Source organism: Mycobacterium sp. D16Q13, assembly GCF_002013375.1.
Classification (GTDB): domain Bacteria; phylum Actinomycetota; class Actinomycetes; order Mycobacteriales; family Mycobacteriaceae; genus Mycobacterium.
Genome location: NZ_MAEW01000023.1, coordinates 70,020 through 85,976, shown reverse-complemented (window position 1 = coordinate 85,976; position 15,957 = coordinate 70,020). Strand labels below are relative to the sequence as shown.

Sequence of the window (15,957 nt, the reverse complement as noted above, 5' to 3'; positions counted from 1 at the left end):
TGTGGTCACGCCCGGCAAGGTGGCCAGCGAGCCGATGCTGGCGGGCGAGAGTGTGCCGTCGTTCGACGTCAGGACGTAACCCTGTGTCGAGACGGTCCGATGCTGTTCCGGACTCGCGATCGGAGTTTGGATCGTGAGCGCGGAAGCCGACGCGGCGATGCAAATACTGCAAACCGTCGCGGCCGCCGTGGCACGAAGTCGTATACGCACGTAAACCACCCCTTCTGGGCAAAGTTTGTGAATAGGCTGGAAGTAACCTGGAGAACTCGCCATAAACGTAGGGCACACTGCACCATGCCGCCGACCACGAACTCGATAGTTTTCCTAGCCGTAAGTCAAATATCTCCCGGTCGCCACCAAGGATTGCCCCGCGCTTCTCCGAATCAACCAGCGGTTGGGCAAATCAACCCGCTATGACTGTCGGACCCCGGTGCGAGCATCTGTTCATGACCGGAACCGCCAGCATCTTGCACGCGGATCTGGACTCGTTCTACGCCTCCGTCGAGCAACGCGATGATCCAGCGCTGCGCGGCCGCCCGGTGATCGTTGGAGGCGGTGTCGTGTTGGCCGCCAGCTACGAAGCGAAGCGATGCGGGGTCCGCACCGCGATGGGGGGCCGGCAGGCTCAACAACTATGCCCGAAAGCCGTAGTGGTTCCACCCCGTTTCGACGCCTACAGCGCGGCGAGCAAGAAGGTCTTCGAGGTCTTCCGAGACACCACTCCCCTGGTCGAGCCGTTGTCCATCGACGAGGCGTTTCTCGATGTCTCTGGCTTACTGCGCATTTCGGGCACGCCGCGCAATATCGCGGCAACATTGCGGGCGGAGGTACGCCGACGGGCAGGTCTGCCGATCACCGTCGGGATCGCTCGCACCAAGTTCCTGGCCAAGGTCGCCAGCAGACAGGGCAAGCCCGATGGGCTGTTGGTGGTGGAGCCGCACCAGGAGCTGTCATTCCTGCGCCCATTGCCGGTGCAGGCGCTGTGGGGCGTCGGTGCGATCACCGCCGAGAAGCTGCGGGTGTACGGCATCCATACGGTCGCGGATATCGCCGATCTCGGCGAGTCCACGCTAGCATCCATGGTCGGTCGGGCCATGGGTCACCAATTACATTGTCTGGCACACAATGTCGACCCACGACGGGTGCAGGGTGGACGGCGGCGACGCTCGATCGGCGCGCAGTGCGCACTCGGCAGACGGCGCCGCAGCGCCGATGAGATCGACGCCATCGCGACGCAACTCGTCGAAAGGATCGCCCGCCGGATGCGTGGCACCGGACGAAGTTGCCGAACAGTGGTACTGCGATTGCGGTTCGACGATTACACACGCGCGACGCGCTCACACACCGTGCCGCGGCCCACGACGTCTACCGAGCAGCTGCTGTCAGTGGCACGACAGCTTGTTGCCCAGGCCACTGCACTCGTCGCCGAACGGGGGATCACCCTGATCGGATTCTCGGTATCCAACTTCGACCCCTGCGGTGCAGCACAATTGGAACTTCCGTTCACGGGTTTGGCGGAGAATGCGCTGGCACTCGACAGTACCCTTGATGAACTGCGCGACAAGTTCGGCACTCGATCGGTCACCCGCGCCACCTTGCTCCATGGCGGCGGACACGAGGAGTGGGGCATCCCGACCTTCGAAGACATCTAACGACACGGCGTGGCAAGGAGCTGTGACACAGTGACGAACCGATAACCCTGTTCCTGGAGACGTTGCGAAATTTCGGGGATCGCCGAAAGCGATTCCCGTCCAGAGGAATACATCACATGCAGGAGAATGATCGACCCGGGATGCACCCGGGAGACGGTCTCCTCCACGATCGCTTCCCGTGTTCGTGGCCCTTCGGAGTCGGGCTCGACGTCCCACATCACGGTGATGCGGTCATGGGACGCGAGATACCGCGGCAACCCGTAGAGCTTCTTGCCGTAAGGCGGGCGGAAGGTTATGGCACCGCTGAATCCTGTTGCCCGGATTTGCTTATCGGTGTTCTCCACTTCCTCCCGCACAGTGGCCGGAGTGACGAAGACCAGTCGGCGATGGGTGTAGCTGTGGTTACCGATCTCGTGACCGGCCGCGGCGATCTGGCGTCCCGACCACGGATTCCTTGCGAGATCCTGTCCAACCAGATAGAAGGTGGCAGGAATGTGCGCACGCTGGAGCGTCACCAACACCTCGGAGGTGCGGCCACTCGGCCCGTCATCAAGCGTGAGCGCGACCACCTTCTCATCGGTGGCACAGTGCGCGACAAGGGTTCCCGCTAGCTGAAAGGTGCGCGCGTTCACCAAGAAGTAGAGCCCCGTCATCGCCGCGAGGACGATGACGAGGCCTACCGCAGCGGCGATCAGGAATCGACGGAGCACAACCAGAAGGTACCGCCGGTGGTGTCCTGAATCAGCGCCATCCGGCCGTAAGGGGTGTCCTGCGCGGCCGTGAGCACCACACCACCGAGCTCGGCCGCCTTGGCCGCACTGGCATCGGTGTCGTCGGTGCCGAAATACACGGCCCAATGTGCCGGCACACCCTCGGGGAGCGTCCACTGGCCCACTGTCGCGTCGTTGACTCCGGCGATCGGCTCCCCATCATGCTGGGCGCACGCATACCGGAACTCCTCGGAATCACCCTCTACCTTGGTGTCCCAACCGAGCACCTTGGTGTAGAAGTCGACCGCCTTGTCGTACTCACGGGTGTTCAGCTCGTGCCACACCGGCGCGCCCGCCTCGGCGACCAGCTGGAACCCCTTGTGGGCCAGCGGCTGCCACAGCCCCACCACGGCGCCGGAAGGATCACCGAAGAGCCCCATATATCCGAGCTGCGGAACCTCCATGGCCTCCAAGCAATGTGCACCACCGTTGTCGACTGCCTTCTGCAGCGTGGCGTTGATGTCATCGGTGGCGAAGTAGGTAGTCCAACTGTCGGGAGCATTCCACTCCGGATTGTTCGCGATCATTCCTGCGACAGCCTTGCCGTCCTTGTGCGCGTTGATGTAGCCCCCGTACTCGGGGCCCGCTTCCTGCAGGGTCCAGCCGAACAAGGCGCTATAAAAGGCCTTTGATTTCTCAACATCCGACGAGGCAAGGTCGATCCACGCGGGGGCGCCGAGTGGAGTTTCTTCACGAGTGGGCATGGGGTCTCCTTGTACTGGATGGGGCACTCACCCATATCGACCATCCGGACCACCAAAACTCATCGCAGCTGCTGACCCGCTGCGCCGTGAGCAGCGGCCAGTTCGCTACGGTCTGTGGCGTGATCGTGTTGCTGCCGCCCTCGGAAACCAAACGCGAGGGTGGAGATCATGTTCCTCTGCGCCTGGACAAGCTGGCCACACCATCGCTGAATCCAGTGCGCGCGGCACTCGTTGACGAACTCGTCGCCCTTGCCGCCGACCCCCCGGCATGCAGGAAGGCGCTGGGCATCTCGGCCTCCCAGGACGCCGAAATCCAGCGCAATGCCGAACTACGGATCTCCCCCACCATGCCCGCTCTGCAGCGGTACACCGGTGTGCTGTACGACGCCCTGGACGTGACGTCTCTGCGCGGCGCCTCCGCGACGCGTGCGCGCGAACGCCTGGCTGTCGGCTCGGCGCTGTTCGGACTGCTACGCGCCGACGACCCGGTGCCTGCCTATCGGCTGTCGGCCTCGTCCAAGCTGCCTGGAAGACCGTCCTTGTCTGCCCGCTGGAAGCCGGTACTGGAACCGGTCTTGGCGGAGCTGGCCGCCGACGAACTGGTGGTGGACCTACGCTCGGGCTCGTACGCGGGATTGGGGCGGCTACCGCAGGCGGTAACCGTTGATTGCCTCACAGAACATCCCGATGGGCGGCGCACGGTGATCACCCATTTCAACAAGGCCCACAAGGGCAAACTGGCACGCATCCTCGCCGGCAGCAGAGCCGAGCCCAACGATGCCGCCTCCGTGGCTGCCGTCGCCCGGCGCGCCGGACTTCATATCGAACGCGACGGCAACACGCTGACGATCATCGTCAGTCAGTAGACCCGGAGTGTGACTTGCCTTCGGACGAGTGCGTCTTTCCTTCGGAGGAATGTGAATTCCCTTCCGAAGCCGGTGAGCTCTTACCGGTCGACGACTTCTCCGTCGAGGGCTTCTCGGCGGGCTTATCGGTCGTGCCACCCACGGAGGGGGTCGATCCTTCGCGCACCTTGATCGCCGTAGACGCGGCGGGCGCCTTACCGTCCGTTTCGGCGCCCTTGGATCCCTCGGTCGTCTTGGTGCCGCCGGTGGTGGTGGTTCCACCGGGTGTCGACTTCAGGCTGTCGCGGACGACCTTCACCGGGCTGGCGGTTTCAGGCTTGGCCGGTTCCGGCTTGGTCTCCGCCTTGACCGGTTCGGGCTTGGTCTCCGCCTTGACCGGTTCGGGCTTGGTCTCCGGCTTGACCGCAACGGGCTTGGCGGGCTCGGGCTTCGTTGATGCTGCCGCCGCCGGATCAACCTTGGGCTCAACGACCTTCGTCGGATCGACAGCCTTCGTCGGATCAACCTTGGGCTCAACAGCCTTCGTCGGATCGACAGCCTTCGCCGGATCAACCTTGGGCTCAACAGCCTTCGTCGGATCAACCTTCGTCGCGTCCGCCGAAGTATCAGCGGGCTTGGCCTCATGCTCGGTTTTGGACGACTCTGCGGGCGTATCGCCTGGCTTCGCCGCGTGCTCCGTGTGCTCGGTACTGGGCGCCTTCGCATCGACGTCGCGCTTGGTGGTCTCTGACCTCTCGGACGCGGTTTCCGGCTTGGTGACAGCCTGATCGACCTGCTTCGAGGATGCCTCCGGTGTGGTCCCGGGGTCGGTCCCTGGTAGCGATATCTTCGGCACCTGTCCCAGCAGGCTCGACAAGTCATTGAGCGCCGCGACGATCACCGATGGCACGCCCTCGGTCGTACCGATGATCGCCTGTACCGGCACCGTGATCGGCAGCGCCAGCACATGCAGCACCGCGAACGCCAACTGCGCAAAGTAGGACGGCGTGCCGAACGCCGGGCGCGGGCCCGGGAAGTTGGTCGGCAAGGGCTCCGGTTCTGGAGCCGGCGCCGGCTCCTCAGCGGCGGGCGCTTCGGCCTCCGCTGCTGCCGCCTTCTGCAACGGCGAGGAAGTCTCTGCGACCTTCTGCTGCGCCTGCGCCGCCGGTTGCTGCGGTGAGAACCCGGGTATCTGGCCTAGCAGGCCCGACAAGTCATTGAGCGCCGCGGCTATCACTGTCGGCACACCCTCGGCACTGCCCAAGAAGAACTGCACAGGCACCGTGATCGGCAAGGCCACAACGTGGAACACCGCAAAGGCCAACTGCGCAAAGTAGGACGGGGTGCCAAACGCAGGCCAATGCGTCCCCGGAAAGTTAGTCGGCGGCGCCGGCTCGTCAGCCGCGGGTGGATCTGTGGGCTGCTCGACGGGCGGATCAACCGGCTGCTCTACCGGCGGATCGACAGGCTCAGCGGCGGCCGCGGTGATCCCCGGAGCCGAACCGGTCGACGCGGCTTGTGACGCCGTGAGGAGCTTGGCGACTGTCCCGATGAGATCACTGCTACTCGGTACCCCGGTGGCGACCGGATTCGATTGCGCCCCAGTGCTGTTCTGAGGAGCGGCCACCGCCAGCAGGTCAGAAAACGACGTGAGAGAGACCGCCTGATTCGTCACGGAACGCGTTGTGGCCGTAGGCGTTAAGGAAGGAACCGGCCGCACAGTGCGCGCGTCCACACCGGTTCCGACGCACAGACTGCACACCGCAGCAACCGCAGCAGTTCGAATAGCTACATACACTGGATGACACTCCCCTACGACCGACCCGACCAGACTGTCTCCGACAAGGGCAAACTACTACCTCTGCAGGCAACCGACAACACGAAGGAATCGGCAGCGCCTCAACCGTCGGCGCCGGTCCTGACCGGCTGATTCGCCAACGCGAGCACCTCGTCATCGGTGAACAACCTTGAGCGGATGAGGAAACGCACCCCCTCCGGCGCCTCCAGCGAAAATCCTGACCCGCGCCCGGGCACCACATCCACCGTCAAATGTGTATGTGACCAGTACTCGAACTGGTCGGCACTCATCCAGAACGGGGTATCCCCGCTAACCTCGCCGAGCAACACATCCGACGCACCCACACGAAATTCCCCGCGCAAGTAACACATCGGCGCGCTGCCGTCACAGCAGCCGCCGGACTGGTGGAACATCACAGGCCCATGCCTAGCCGCCAGCGAAGCCAACAGCTCGGCCGCCGCCGGAGTGAGCTCGACGCGGTTGATCAGGGCTGGACTTCCTTCGCGTAACCGCCCATCAGAAGAAGCCTGCGGCGTCGGGCGAGTAGCTCACCAAGAGGTTCTTGGTCTGCTGATAGTGATCGAGCATCATCTTGTGGTTCTCACGCCCGATACCGGATTTCTTGTAACCGCCGAACGCGGCGTGCGCCGGGTACTGGTGGTAACAGTTTGTCCATACCCGGCCCGCCTTGATGCCGCGGCCCAGCCGATAGGCGTTCGTCATATCGCGTGACCACACCCCGGCGCCCAGGCCGTACAGCGTGTCGTTGGCAATCTTCAATGCCTCGTCCAGCGAGTCGAACTTCGCCACCGACAGCACCGGACCGAAGATCTCCTCCTGGAAGATGCGCATGTTGTTGGTACCGGCGAACACGGTCGGCTGAATGTAGGCACCGTCCGGGTACTCCGAGACCTTGCGGGCGTCACCTCCGGTGAGCACCTGGGCGCCTTCTTTTCGCCCAATATCGATGTAAGACAAGATCTTTTCGTATTGGTCGTTACTCGCCTGGGCGCCGATCATGGTGTCCTCATCCAGCGGATCACCACTGACGATCGCCTCGACGCGGGGGATCGCGCGGGCGATGAACTCGTCGTAGATGGACGAATGCACGAGCGCCCGCGAGGGACATGTGCACACCTCGCCCTGGTTGAGCGCGAACATGGTGAAGCCTTCGAGTGCCTTGTCCAGGAAGGCATCGTCGGCGGCCATCACATCGGGCATGAAGATGTTGGGGCTCTTGCCACCCAGCTCCAAAGTGACGGGAATGATGTTCTCGGTCGCGTACTGCATGATGAGGCGCCCGGTGGTGGTCTCGCCGGTGAACGCGATCTTGGCGATACGCGGACTCGACGCCAGCGGCTTGCCGGCCTCGACGCCAAACCCGTTGACCACGTTGATGATCCCCGGCGGGAGCAGGTCGGCGATCAACTCCATTAACACAAGGATCGAGACGGGCGTCTGCTCGGCGGGCTTGAGCACCACACAGTTGCCTGCCGCCAGCGCCGGCGCCAGCTTCCAAACCGCCATCAGCAGTGGGAAATTCCACGGGATGATCTGGCCGACGACACCGAGCGGCTCGTGGAAGTGGTAGGCGACGGTGTCATGGTCGATCTCGGAGATCGATCCCTCCTGGGCACGCAGCACCCCGGCGAAGTATCGAAAGTGATCGATGGCCAGCGGGATATCGGCGTTGAGGCTTTCACGTATCGGCTTGCCGTTGTCCCATGTCTCGGCGACCGCCAGCTTCTCGATGTTCTGTTCCATCCGGTCGGCGACCCGGAGCAGAGTGTTCGACCGGTCGGCCGGTGAGGTGTTGCCCCAGGCTTCGGCCGCGGCGTGGGCGGCGTCCAGGGCCTTCTCGATGTCAGGCGCGGTGCTACGAGCAACCTGAGTGAACACCTTGCCATCGATAGGCGAGGAATTGTCGAAGTACCGTCCATCGGAAGGAGCCACCCACTCCCCGCCGATGAAGTTGTCGTATCGGGGAGCGAAAGTGACTGCGCTGCCCTCGGTTCCGGGTGCTGCGTGCTTCATTGCCTGCTCCTGTCGGTCTAACATCCGAGCCCTGTGACGTACGTTACACCCAGGTCAAAAGCGTGGGCACGGCCGCGGTTCACATGAGTTCCCGGCCACCGGAAGGTACGTGAAAGGACCCGACCAACATGTCATCCAGATGCGTGAAGAGGTCGTCCGTCTCGCGTTCAAGCGCGGTGGAACCATCCGCCGGGGCTAGCCCAAACCGGAATTGCCAATCAGACTCCCGATCTCCGCGCCACAACAGCAGGGCTTCGCTCACCGCCTCGCGTCCCGATAACAACGCGATACCTCGCCACGCCCCCGGAAGACCTGACGCATCCGATCCAACCAGCTCGATATGAAGGTGAGGAAACTTTCTTGACAACCCAGCAACTATAGAACCACTGTTTGTGCTGCGCATATAGACCATGCGGACAAGAATAGACGCATGCCAAATTAAATACTTTAGAGTGGGTAACGATGTCTACGCAGTCACCTGAATCCGAAACCGTCGATCAGGAAGCCGCGAGCTCGATGATCAGCGTGCAGCGCCGCAATCTCATCTTCGTCGCGGTCCTGCTCGGGATGCTGCTCGCCGCCCTGGACGGCACCATTGTCGCCACCGCCCTGCCCACCGTTGTCGCCGATCTCGGCGATGCCGGGCACCAGTCGTGGGTGGTCACCAGCTATCTACTCGCCTCCACCGTGGCCACTGCCGTCATGGGCAAGTTCGGAGATCTCTTCGGGCGGCGCGCAGTCTTCATCGCCTGCATCCTCATCTTCGCGGCCGGGTCGCTGCTGTGCGGTATGGCTGGCTCCATGGCCATGTTGGTCGGCGCACGCGCGATCCAGGGCCTTGGCTCCGGTGGCCTGATGGTGACGGCGACCGCCCTCATCGGCGAGATCATCCCCATGCGCGAGCGCGGCCGCTATCAGGGCATGCTGGGCGCGGTCTTCGGGGTGACGACCGTGATCGGCCCGCTGCTGGGCGGTCTGTTCACCGATCATCTGGGGTGGCGCTGGGCGTTTTATATCAATCTGCCCATCTCGGCTGTGGTGATCGTGGTCGCGGCCGGGGCCATCCCGGCACTGGCCAAGGCGACACGTCCCGTCATCGACTATTGGGGCATTGTGCTCATCGGGCTGGGCGCCTCGGCACTGACGCTGGCGACCAGCTGGGGCGGCACCACCTACCCCTGGTCCTCACCGATGATTATCGGGTTGTTCGTCGGCTCGGTCGCAGCCATAGCGCTGTTCGTCTGGGTGGAATCCCGTGTGCCCGAACCGATTCTGCCTCCAAGGCTGTTCCGCGACCCGGTTTTCACCATCTGCTGCGTGCTGAGCTTCGTCGTCGGTTTCGCCATGCTCGGCGTGATGACCTATCTGCCGACGTTCATGCAGTTCGTCAACGGCGTCTCGGCGACCGTCTCGGGCATGCGCACCTTGCCCATGGTGGCGGGCATGCTCATCACCTCCACCGGAACCGGCACCCTGGTGGGGCGCACCGGCAAGTACAAACGCTATCCAGTCGCCGGCACCGCCATCATGGCCATCGCACTGGTGCTGCTGTCTAGCATGGACAACTCCACACCGTTCATCCTGCAGTCGCTGTACCTGCTCCTCCTGGGCGTCGGTATCGGCGCATCAATGCAGGTACTCACCCTCATCGTGCAGAACACGGCCCGATTCGACGATCTGGGCGTCGCGACGTCCGGCGTGACGTTCTTCCGCACCATTGGCAGCTCTTTCGGCGCGGCGATATTCGGGTCACTGTTCTCCAATTTCCTTGCACGCGAGATCAGCTCGGTGAAGGTGCCACCCGAGGCCACCCAGTCGCCGCAGGCGCTGCACGCATTGCCGCATGAGGCAGCGATACCTGTCATCAACGCCTATGCCGACTCATTGGATCTGGTGTTCCTCTGTGCCACACCGGTTGCCGTCATCGGGTTCGTCGTCGCGCTGTTCCTCAAGGAAGTCCCGCTGCGCGGCACCGACTCGGCCCTTGCCGCGGACATGGGCGAGGGCTTCGGCATGCCGAATTCGGTCTCACCGGACAAATTGCTGGAGATCGCGATCAGCAATGCGATGCGCGGATTCCCACATATCGGCCTGCGCAAGCTTCGCGAACACGCGGGTGTATCGATGCCCATCGCTCCGCTGTGGGCCTTGGTTCAGGCCAACCGTTTTCTGCGTGCTACCGGGTCTGCCGAGGTATCCCGTATCGCGCAGTGGTACCGGATACCACCAGAGGTCATCGACCCCGCCTTCAACGAACTCGTCGGGAATGGCTACGCCCTGCGCACCAATGACCACGTCTGGCTCACCGACTCGGGGCGACAGGAAGTCGACAAGATCAGCGAGGCGATCAACCAGTACCTCGTCGAACGGCTTTCCCGCACACCCGATTTTGAAGATCGCGCAGACCGCGAGCAGATTCAGGCAGCGCTGGAACGCATTTCACGGCGAATCGTTACCGATACCGACTGGCGCGAGAACCCTATCGCTGCGCTTCCTGGGGCAGCACCAGCGCGGTGAGCAGCGCCTCGATCCCGGGACGCGGATTGAAGTCCGGCAGCGGGTTGGCAAGCTGCTGATAGATGATGCCGGTGAGATAGTCCTGGAAGATTTCCGCGTGCAGCTGCGGGGTCGTCGGGTTCACGTGGCGCATGAGCTGCAACGTGCGGGGAATCTGCGCATCCCGGCCCCGCTGTAGCGGCTCTCTCAGATCGGGATGGCTCCAACCCTCCATGAGAAGCGCCATGTACGCCCGCACCCGGGTACTCATCACCCCGACGGCACCCTTGACGTATGCGGTCCCTATACCCACCAGGTCGGCCACTGTGGTCGGGCTGATCTCGGTGACAAGCGCCCGCCAGAAGGCCCGGCGAAGTTTCTCGATCTCGACGATGACACCCAACAACAGCGCATCACGCGTACGGAAATGATTCGACGTAGTCCCGCTCGGCACATTCGCCGCCGCGTCCACCGAGCGATACGTGAGACCGCCAACACCCATGGTGCCCGCCACCTCAATGGCGGCAGCGATCACCTCTGCCCGCCGACCCCTTGGTTGCTCCTCCACCATTTCGAGGGTAGTACGCAATAACGGCGATATGTGCACCGGCTCTAGGCTGGACGACATGCGCTTCTCGATATGGGGACAAACCAATCAATCCTGGGCAGATCTGCTGGATATCGCCCAATACGCCGACAACGGAACCTGGCGCGCCTTCTACGCGGCCGACCACTTCATGTCGCACGCGGACACCGCCGAGGAGCGCACCGATTTCCACGAGGCCACCGCGATCTTTGCCGCGCTCGCCGCGGCCACCTCGCGAATCCGGCTCGCGCCCCTGGTGCTGTCGATGACATTCCGGCATCCAGCGGTGCTGGCCAACTGGGCGGCCACCGTCGACCACGTCAGCCAGGGGCGCTTCACGCTCGGTCTGGGCGCCGGCTGGCAGGAAAACGAGCACCAGCGCTACGGGCTCGAACTCGGCAAGCCCGGACCACGCGTCGACCGGTTTTCCGAAGGGCTGCAAGTGATTACCGGCCTGCTCAACGAGCAAGCCACCACCGTGGCCGGCGAGTACTACCAGCTGGCGGAGGGCATCTGCGAACCCAAACCAGTACAGCGGCCATTACCGATCCTGATCGGCGCCACTCAGCCGCGGATGCTGGGCCTGACCGCGCGGTATGCCCACGAATGGAATCAGTGGTCTGCGCCCGGCACCTTCCACGAGATCTCGGGCCGATTAGACGCCGCGGCCGAGAAGATTGGCCGGGATCCGGCGACGATTTGGCGTTCCACTCAGGCTCGCATCATCGTCACCGACGGCCCACAGTCCGAGGCCCGCGCAGCAGAAACCGCTGCGGCATCACCGATTCCAGTGTTGTACGGTACCGCGGAACGCATCGCAGAGCAGATCGCACCATGGGCCCAGGAGGGCGTCGACGAAGTCATCCTCCCGGATCACCTGCTCGGCACCGGATCAGCTCGCCGGGACGCGTATGACGCCCTGGCCCAAGCCCTTCGACCGCTAGCGCACTAATTCGTGCGGCTGCGCGGCTCAGTTACCCCAGCCGCGCTGGCCGTCCCAGCCGCCACAGACGCCGTTGTAGCAGCCATGGCCCCAGCCACCTTGCCCGGGATTCCATCCGCCGCACACGCCGTTGTAGCAGCCACCGCCGCCTCCCGCGTCACCGCTGCCAGAGCCGCCGGGATCGGCAAGAACGACCTGGTTGGACGTGGTTGTCGGCACCCCGGTGGTCATCACGGCGGCGGGCGCAGCAGCGATAAGCACCGCGCCGGCACCAGCGGCGAACACCGTTCCGATGAACTTCCGTGTGATTGACATATATCCATATTGCTCCTTATTCCGGAGCCTGCCAACCACCGACACGAACTCGAAACTCATCCAATCACAAACCGTCGCTTGTGTTTTCGCAGGTAGAACGCGAAAAACGCAAATTATGACGCGGATGCAAAAACTTGAACGAACTTCGTCAGCGAGGCGTCGATGTCACTGCGCAGCGCGGCCGCGACCACCGCGCCGATCGGGCCGAACATCGCGGGCCCACCCAAATGCAGGGTGAAATCCACGACCGAACCCGGCCCCTTCGGGGTGATCGTCAACCGGAGCTTGACCTTCACCCCGCCCCTGCCCTGCCCCTCCAGGAACAGACCCGTCGGAGGGTCGTACTTCTGCAGGGTCCATTTGACCCGGTTGTACATGCCCTTCACGCACACGATCGAGTCGATCACCGTGCCTTTTTCCAAGATCTCGGGCAACGCGCTGCGCCACGCGGTGTGAACGCTCAGCCACTCATCGAAACGCCGCAGATCCGAGGCGTGCTCCCAAGCCTCCTGAGGAGGGAGGGGCACATCGATGGAGGAATTCAGTTTGGCTGCCACGTCGGCAAACGATACCGGAGCGATACCGACCCGGGGCTAGCAGTTACTGGGCGCTGGGATCCCGGCAAACCGATCCGCGATCCACTGCACCCCCAGCCGTTCCCCGTCGGGGTCCACGTGCCCCTTACCTGGCGCGATGATCTCCTGGACCGTGTCACCCAGTACGCAGGCCCGTCGCACCGCCGTGTGGATCCAGCGTGCGTCGATGAGGCGGTCGGCCCCACCGGCATACACGAGCATCGGCCCGGACGCCGGGCCGAGCGGTAGCGCGATCCGCTTCAGAGCAGCCGCGAAAATCGCCGGGTCCAATGCGCTGGTGCCGTGAAAATCGTTGGCGCGCAATCTACCTATGGCCGCTGCCCGCGCGGGGTCCAGTCCGTTGTGACACCCCAGCAGGAGCGCTTTGTCATGCGGGTTGTCCTGGAAGGATCCATGCAGAAAGTTCTCCGGCCTCAGCTCCGGAATGGTGACCGACAGCCCCGTCAGCAAGGTGGGCATCATCGAGAGCTGACTCCAGTCGTATCGGCCGTCGCCGACGTGCGTCGCCATATCGGTGAGATCGGCGGCCGGGGACAGGTTGGCCGCGCCCACAAACTCCAGCTCGGGGGCGTAATCGCCCGTAAGCTCGGCGGCCGCCCACGTCGCCTGGCCGCCCTGGGAAGCGCCAATGGCCGCCCACGTGGTCGAAGCCCCGGGGATCAGCGACACCGCGGCACGCGCAGCGTCGATCACGTTGAAGCCCTCGGACCGCGGTTCCAGATACGGATGCGGGCCCGGAACGCCCAGTCCCTCGTAATCCGTGATAGCCACCACCCAGCCGCGCTTGGTGAGGTTGCGCACCAGCCAGATATAGCCCCGCAAATCGGCAGCACGAGAAACCGCGCACTCGTCGTCTAGCCCTGTGGTGCCATGTCCCACTGACACGATGGGCCAACCTTGTTGCGGTGGTTGACCTTTCGGGGCAAAGACAACTCCGGACACCTCGGTGGGTGTGCCGGTGGCACCCGAGGTCGACATGTATCGGATCAGATGACCGTCGGCGTGGGCGTCCAGATCCGGGGCCAGCGACAACGGCGTATCCGACAGCACCTCACCCGGCGGCGGCGACGGAGGCGGAGGTGCGACACCTTCCGCCTCCACCCGCGCACAGGCCGCCGTGAACAGCACCAGCGCCGCAACCAACGGCGCCAGTCGGTTACTGAGCGTCGCCGGCCTTCGGGGCCTCGGTGCCTTCTACCTTCTCGACCGCGCCCTTGGCGGCGTCCTGCACCTTGTCCACGACCGCGCTGTACTTTCCACCGGTCTTGGAATCGATCGCGTCGCCGACCTTGTCGACGGCCTGGTTCACCTTGTCCTTGTTGCCCGCCAACAGGCTCTTAAGCTTGTCGATGAGACCCTTGAAATCAGCCATGAGCGTGTTCTCCTTCGTCTGGGACGGCGCAACTGTAGTACGAGATCGCGGCGTATGTTGGGTCGAGTGACGGACCCTGTGAAAATCACATTGACCGGCGCTCCCGAGACGATGCTGGCCACCTTGTACGGCCGCGCGCAAGACGCCACATCCCCTAATTCGGTTCTTCATGACCACTACGCCGCGGACGCCGTCGCGCGTATCGACTACGACTTCTCCAAAACCAAGATCAAAGGCACCCAGGCGATCGGGGTAGCGCTGCGCGCGCGCCAACTCGATGTCTGGACCTCGGAGTTTCTCACCGTCCACCGGGAGGCGACGGTGCTGCATCTGGCCTGCGGGCTGGATACCCGCGTCTTCCGGATCAATCCGCCCGACACGGTGCGCTGGGTCGATATCGACTATCCCGAGGTGATCGCGCTGCGGCGCGCGCTGCTCCCCGAGCGTGCCGGTGACTATCGGATGGTCGGAAGCTCGGTCACCGATGAGGCATGGCTCGACAGCATCCCGGCCGACCGGCCGACCCTCGCGGTATTCGAGGGTTTGACCATGTACCTGACACCCGCCGACGGCCAGTCCCTGATCCGGCGGATCACCGGCCGATTCCCCAGCGGACAACTGGCCTTCGACTGCTACCCCAGCATCGGGATCACGCTGCAGAAGCTGGTGCCCGCGGTGCGCAACGCGGGTGCCACCCTGCACTGGGGGATCGACGACCCCGGGCAGATCGAAGCGCTGCATCCTGGGCTGCGCTGCGTCGACGACTTGCGCAGCACCGACGTGGCGGGTGAGGAGCACCTGCCACTATCGGGCCGCATCCAGATGAAGGTGATCTCGCACATCCCCGCCCTGCGTGACATCGGCAGGATCATGCGGTTCAGTTTCTAAGCGCGAGCGGTCACGGTGCGTTGAGGACGACCATGGCCCTGCCCTCGGCCACCGACTCGAGGGTCCGCAGCCTCAGCAGCTCGGGGTTCTCCCGCAGCAGCTTGGCGGTGTTCGCCATCGAGCGCAGCACTGCCGCGTCGGAGCGAGCTCGTTCCAACTGAGCCTTACCCGCCTCTCGCGCCAGCAGCGGCTCAGCCAGTGCCTTGCGCACTTCGCCGGACAGCATGATGTCCTTGACGACGAACCACGTCACCGTTACACCGAGCTCTGCTACTTCTGCCGCGAGTCTTGCGACAGCGTCCGCACCCAGAATCTGACCCCGCCGAGCCAGCAGCTCATCGAGAGTCAGTGCCGCGACGGCGTCACGCACCTGCAGCTGGGTGCGCAGGTAGATGTTCCAGTGCGCCGAACCGCCCTCGGCCGTAGCGAAAACGCTCGGGTTGGACACCGTGTAGTTGACCGCCGCCGATACCTTCACAAAGAAACCGTCAACGGTCAGCACATCTTGGCCAGCAACTTGCACCGACTGAGTTCGCATGTCCACAGTGACCAAAGTGTCGGTACGCGGGCGTGTGTAATGAACGCCAGGTGCCAGCACCGCCTCGAACACACCTTCGCGGTACAGCACACCGCGCTGCCACTCCATGATCGTGACCTTCTGCCCGAAGATCCAGTCCCACATACTCATTCTTTGTTCACCTCTCTTACCTATTTTTGTCGTAATTCAGTTGTGGAGGAACGGCTTCCGGACAGCATCGCGAGCCGGTGGGAGGAATCGCCACAGCGCTCCCCGCAGGACCGAATCGCGAGCCCTGCGGCGCGCAGCCCGGAAGCCGTCCCGTGCGGGACTCGAACCCACTAGCCTGAAGAGGGCGTACCAGTAAGGCGAAGGCCCAACACGCGGTACGCCGACCGGCGATGCCGGGGCGCCGCTTGATCTCCGCGTGAGCAAAGATAG

At 63.8% G+C, this 15,957-nt stretch carries 18 protein-coding genes; 5 read left to right on the top strand and 13 right to left on the bottom strand.

The annotated features are described in order from the left end of the window. The coding region (locus B4400_RS24760) for a hypothetical protein (protein WP_212566667.1) at positions 1 to 219 on the bottom strand (219 nt) is incomplete at its 3' end. Positions 220 to 446: 227 nt separating this feature from the next. Here B4400_RS24760 and dinB point away from each other — a divergent pair. Then, complete coding sequence (gene dinB, locus B4400_RS22095; RefSeq protein WP_078312717.1) at positions 447 to 1,652, top strand: DNA polymerase IV; 1,206 nt, start codon at positions 447 to 449, stop codon at positions 1,650 to 1,652. Here dinB and B4400_RS22090 read toward each other — a convergent pair. After that, positions 1,649 to 2,362: a polysaccharide deacetylase family protein gene (locus tag B4400_RS22090; protein WP_286151410.1), complete on the bottom strand. Its 714-nt coding sequence runs from the start codon at positions 2,360 to 2,362 to the stop codon at positions 1,649 to 1,651. The two genes, dinB and B4400_RS22090, sit on opposite strands and share 4 nt — an antisense overlap. Then, positions 2,344 to 3,126, bottom strand: a complete 783-nt coding sequence (locus tag B4400_RS22085; protein ID WP_078312707.1) for a VOC family protein — start codon at positions 3,124 to 3,126, stop codon at positions 2,344 to 2,346. The genes B4400_RS22090 and B4400_RS22085 overlap by 19 nt, the downstream gene beginning before the upstream one ends. A 119-nt stretch (positions 3,127 to 3,245) precedes the next feature. Between B4400_RS22085 and yaaA the strand changes: the two genes are divergently transcribed. Next, a complete protein-coding gene (gene yaaA, locus B4400_RS22080; RefSeq protein WP_078312706.1) occupies positions 3,246 to 3,992 on the top strand; it encodes a peroxide stress protein YaaA in 747 nt (248 codons plus the stop codon). On the opposite strand, the gene B4400_RS22075 is transcribed toward yaaA, so the two are convergent. The 4 genes from B4400_RS22075 to B4400_RS24755 all read right to left on the bottom strand — a co-directional run bounded on the left by B4400_RS22075 (position 3,982) and on the right by B4400_RS24755 (position 8,170). After that, on the bottom strand, positions 3,982 to 5,769 hold the full coding sequence (locus tag B4400_RS22075) for a hypothetical protein (RefSeq protein WP_078312705.1): 1,788 nt from the start codon (positions 5,767 to 5,769) through the stop codon (positions 3,982 to 3,984). The two genes, yaaA and B4400_RS22075, sit on opposite strands and share 11 nt — an antisense overlap. Positions 5,770 to 5,870: 101 nt before the next feature. Then, positions 5,871 to 6,257: a DUF779 domain-containing protein gene (locus B4400_RS22070; RefSeq protein ID WP_078312704.1), complete on the bottom strand. Its 387-nt coding sequence runs from the start codon at positions 6,255 to 6,257 to the stop codon at positions 5,871 to 5,873. Positions 6,258 to 6,285: 28 nt separating this feature from the next. After that, positions 6,286 to 7,803: an aldehyde dehydrogenase gene (adh, locus tag B4400_RS22065; RefSeq protein ID WP_078312703.1), complete on the bottom strand. Its 1,518-nt coding sequence runs from the start codon at positions 7,801 to 7,803 to the stop codon at positions 6,286 to 6,288. 79 nt (positions 7,804 to 7,882) lie between these two features. Next, positions 7,883 to 8,170 (bottom strand): hypothetical protein, encoded by a 288-nt coding sequence (locus tag B4400_RS24755; protein ID WP_139361533.1) that lies wholly within the window; start codon positions 8,168 to 8,170, stop codon positions 7,883 to 7,885. A 149-nt stretch (positions 8,171 to 8,319) separates the two neighbouring features. On the opposite strand from B4400_RS24755, the gene B4400_RS22055 reads away from it, so the two are divergent. Beyond that, entirely contained in the window at positions 8,320 to 10,320 is a 2,001-nt protein-coding gene (locus B4400_RS22055; RefSeq protein ID WP_078312701.1) for an MDR family MFS transporter, read from the top strand. Here the strand turns inward: B4400_RS22055 and B4400_RS22050 are convergent. Beyond that, positions 10,283 to 10,834 (bottom strand): TetR/AcrR family transcriptional regulator, encoded by a 552-nt coding sequence (locus tag B4400_RS22050; RefSeq protein ID WP_078312700.1) that lies wholly within the window; start codon positions 10,832 to 10,834, stop codon positions 10,283 to 10,285. The two genes, B4400_RS22055 and B4400_RS22050, sit on opposite strands and share 38 nt — an antisense overlap. A 91-nt stretch (positions 10,835 to 10,925) precedes the next feature. On the opposite strand from B4400_RS22050, the gene B4400_RS22045 reads away from it, so the two are divergent. Further along, entirely contained in the window at positions 10,926 to 11,837 is a 912-nt protein-coding gene (locus tag B4400_RS22045; RefSeq protein WP_078312699.1) for an LLM class flavin-dependent oxidoreductase, read from the top strand. A gap of 18 nt (positions 11,838 to 11,855) precedes the next feature. On the opposite strand, the gene B4400_RS22040 is transcribed toward B4400_RS22045, so the two are convergent. The 4 genes from B4400_RS22040 to B4400_RS22025 all read right to left on the bottom strand — a co-directional run bounded on the left by B4400_RS22040 (position 11,856) and on the right by B4400_RS22025 (position 14,111). Further along, a complete protein-coding gene (locus tag B4400_RS22040) occupies positions 11,856 to 12,143 on the bottom strand; it encodes a hypothetical protein (RefSeq protein ID WP_030094381.1) in 288 nt (95 codons plus the stop codon). 113 nt (positions 12,144 to 12,256) lie between these two features. Continuing rightward, positions 12,257 to 12,700 (bottom strand): type II toxin-antitoxin system Rv0910 family toxin, encoded by a 444-nt coding sequence (locus tag B4400_RS22035; RefSeq protein ID WP_078312698.1) that lies wholly within the window; start codon positions 12,698 to 12,700, stop codon positions 12,257 to 12,259. A 36-nt stretch (positions 12,701 to 12,736) separates the two neighbouring features. After that, complete coding sequence (locus tag B4400_RS22030) at positions 12,737 to 13,870, bottom strand: lipase family protein (RefSeq protein ID WP_078312715.1); 1,134 nt, start codon at positions 13,868 to 13,870, stop codon at positions 12,737 to 12,739. Between the two features lie 25 nt (positions 13,871 to 13,895). Then, complete coding sequence (locus B4400_RS22025) at positions 13,896 to 14,111, bottom strand: antitoxin (RefSeq protein WP_078312697.1); 216 nt, start codon at positions 14,109 to 14,111, stop codon at positions 13,896 to 13,898. A gap of 54 nt (positions 14,112 to 14,165) precedes the next feature. Here B4400_RS22025 and B4400_RS22020 point away from each other — a divergent pair, with 54 nt between their 5' ends. Beyond that, entirely contained in the window at positions 14,166 to 14,999 is an 834-nt protein-coding gene (locus tag B4400_RS22020) for a class I SAM-dependent methyltransferase (protein ID WP_078312696.1), read from the top strand. 10 nt (positions 15,000 to 15,009) lie between these two features. Here B4400_RS22020 and B4400_RS22015 read toward each other — a convergent pair whose 3' ends face one another. Continuing rightward, complete coding sequence (locus B4400_RS22015) at positions 15,010 to 15,687, bottom strand: slipin family protein (protein ID WP_078312695.1); 678 nt, start codon at positions 15,685 to 15,687, stop codon at positions 15,010 to 15,012. Positions 15,688 to 15,957: the final 270 nt, after the last annotated feature.

Excerpts from the sequence above, each read along its gene's own strand:
- dinB (WP_078312717.1), top strand. The coding sequence starts at position 447 with ATGACCGGAACCGCCAGCATCTTGCACGCGGATCTGGACTCGTTCTAC.
- B4400_RS22085 (WP_078312707.1), bottom strand. The coding sequence starts at position 3,126 with ATGCCCACTCGTGAAGAAACTCCACTCGGCGCCCCCGCGTGGATCGAC.
- adh (WP_078312703.1), bottom strand. The coding sequence starts at position 7,803 with ATGAAGCACGCAGCACCCGGAACCGAGGGCAGCGCAGTCACTTTCGCT.
- B4400_RS22055 (WP_078312701.1), top strand. The coding sequence starts at position 8,320 with ATGATCAGCGTGCAGCGCCGCAATCTCATCTTCGTCGCGGTCCTGCTC.
- B4400_RS22045 (WP_078312699.1), top strand. The coding sequence starts at position 10,926 with ATGCGCTTCTCGATATGGGGACAAACCAATCAATCCTGGGCAGATCTG.
- B4400_RS22040 (WP_030094381.1), bottom strand. The coding sequence starts at position 12,143 with ATGTCAATCACACGGAAGTTCATCGGAACGGTGTTCGCCGCTGGTGCC.
- B4400_RS22025 (WP_078312697.1), bottom strand. The coding sequence starts at position 14,111 with ATGGCTGATTTCAAGGGTCTCATCGACAAGCTTAAGAGCCTGTTGGCG.
- B4400_RS22020 (WP_078312696.1), top strand. The coding sequence starts at position 14,166 with ATGTTGGGTCGAGTGACGGACCCTGTGAAAATCACATTGACCGGCGCT.
- B4400_RS22015 (WP_078312695.1), bottom strand. The coding sequence starts at position 15,687 with ATGAGTATGTGGGACTGGATCTTCGGGCAGAAGGTCACGATCATGGAG.